We start from the raw sequence: 2367 nt of genomic DNA, 5'->3' as shown, positions 1-2367 counted from the left end.
TTCCAAGATCGCCACTGTGCAGAAGCGAGCCTGCGGCTATCGCAATCCGGACCACTTTAAGATCGCCGTCTACTTCCACTGCGGTGGTCTCAACCTACATCCAGCTGCGCTGACCCACACGAAAGTCGGATGAACCAAAATAACAAACAGATCTTTCATAACCAAAAGTAGTAGTTTCTTCGCGAACGCCGGGCGCATCCATGGGCTTGGGAGGCTCGTTAGGCTCTGGCGCCAACGAGAAGCCGGCATTGGCCGAGAACACGAGCAGGATTTCCTGGCGAGTTAGCGGCCGCCCTACATCAMGGCTTGGATAGCAGCCGGCCGACCATGGCGTTGACAGCGCTCAATTGCGCCCCCGATTTCAGCGCGTAATCAGATCCGGTATAACCGAACCAGTCCCAGCAGCCTTGCGGATTAAATGGAACCGTAGACGCATTCACTTGCGGATACAGCACAAGGATGTTGTTTGTGTCCGCCCAATAGTTGTAGTTCGTCTTCGCATAGAAATCATTGCCGACCACGGCTTCGGACTGCTTGCACCCATGGAATGCCACGTGGACTTTGCACGGTGCTCCCTGAGCGCATGAACTCGGCACATAAACGAAGCCCGTATCCGCCATGCCTGTCGCGGTCGTCGCGAACTCCCGCTGGTCGAACGGCACGATTCTTCCTGACAAACTCTTCGCCGGCGGGTTCAGCGTGCCGTAGATCTGCTGCAGCAACGCGCCAGCCTGATCGTACCCTCGCTTGCCGACCGCGCAGTGACTGATGTATGGAGATGCGTTATCGGAACACACGTTGCCGAACGCCGGTGTGATGAATGCATGGCCGGCTGCCACGTTATTCACATACTGCAGGCTAGACGCAGGAACGCCGGCCTCCTTGAAGAACGACACTGTCGCGTCGACAGCCTGCTGGTAGACAACGGTATCCTTCGTTCCGCTAAATACATAGACCCGGGCCTTCTGCAAATTCGCTAGCGGGTCGATCTGACCGAGCGACGCAAAACCCGTTGCGGCGGCTACCATCAGTGCAGGATTCGGCGGCACGAACGGCACCTGCCCCATGCAGATCGTTGTGTTGAGGATGTTCCCAGCCGCACAATAATACGGCCCACCCGCTACCACACCGGCACCGGCGACAGAACCTGAGTATGCGACCTGATACTGGACCGCCATGAAGGCGCCCGACGACAGGCCGGAAACTGAGGTCTGCGATAGGTCGCCGGCATAAGATGGCAGCGCATCGGCGGCCAGCGCAGTATGAGGAAGAGCTGCGAGTGCAAAGGCAACAATGGTAAGAGTGCGAAGCAATTTCATTACGGTAGCTCCTGTGGCACAACGATCAAAACAAAATTGGACTAAAGGAAAGCACGGGCCGGAAAACCCATTGCCCTTCGGGGCAGGCGAATCGAAAGGAGCGGGGCCTCGCATACGCGGAAGTGCTTCAAACTCGCTGCGCTGTGGATCCGCGATAGGGCAGCCGGCTTCGACTTTTGACGTCGCAACATCACAACTAAATGCCGTGCCAGCATCGTCGAATTCCGATAGACCGTTTTGGTCAATGCACTGCTTTTGTGCGTTCAACACAACGGGCTGCAGTGTTTCTAGGGCGCCATACACGAGTGCTTGGTCTTGTGCTGTGCAACATTATCGGCGTTTCAAAAGAGTTTCGATCTTTTATTTATGCGTGCGTGCGGTATTTGCAACGGTGTCGCCTGGTTGTCATGAGGGACGCCTATGAGCTGATTGCTAACTTCTTGCTCATGAATTTAATATTAATTAAATCTGCTTTAATTTATATTAAATGAAATTTCATGGATTAATATAGCTGTCCCAGCCACTTCCACCATGCGGGGGCGCAAGCCGTGCATGCCTTGGCGTAGGTGGCGTCCAGGCGCGCTGCCGGCCTATGGCGCTGCATGCCTGGTGATGGTGATCACCGGATTACCAATCCGCAACCGATGCATCGCCCAAGTGATGGGAGTGACGATGGCGACCGACAGTGTGGGGAGGCGCAGAAGGTGTAACGGATGGGTGGGTGGCGCAGGAGCGCGTGAAGGCCGAAATGGCGGCTGCGCTTCGGCGGGCATTGTCAACTTAACGCAACCGGATGATGGGCTCCCAATTGCGCTAGTGCGCGCCGGAGCATTGTGTCCGCTGGCCGTGGAACCCGCGGGGTTTCCGCGAAGCGAGGGGGCGCATGCCGTTCAGACCTTGGCGTGGGTGGCGGCCCATTGCGACGGGTTGACGTCGATGCTCAGCGGGCCGAAGCCGGAGCCGAAGCCGGAGCCGATCACGCCGACGTTGTTGAGCGTGTTCACGTTGATGCTTTGCAGCTGGGCGATGTTCTGGTTGACGTTGACAT

At 56.8% G+C, this 2367-nt stretch carries 1 protein-coding gene; it reads right to left on the bottom strand.

The window, feature by feature from the left end; genetic code table 11:
- Positions 1 to 299 precede the first annotated feature (299 nt).
- On the bottom strand, positions 300 to 1319 hold the full coding sequence (locus AC1DKD_RS40700; protein ID WP_441629624.1) for an extracellular catalytic domain type 2 short-chain-length polyhydroxyalkanoate depolymerase: 1020 nt from the start codon (positions 1317 to 1319) through the stop codon (positions 300 to 302).
- Positions 1320 to 2367 lie beyond the last annotated feature (1048 nt).

The organism is Cupriavidus sp. 05T313 (genome assembly GCF_056396665.1).
This window is presented reverse-complemented; position numbering and strand designations above follow the sequence as displayed.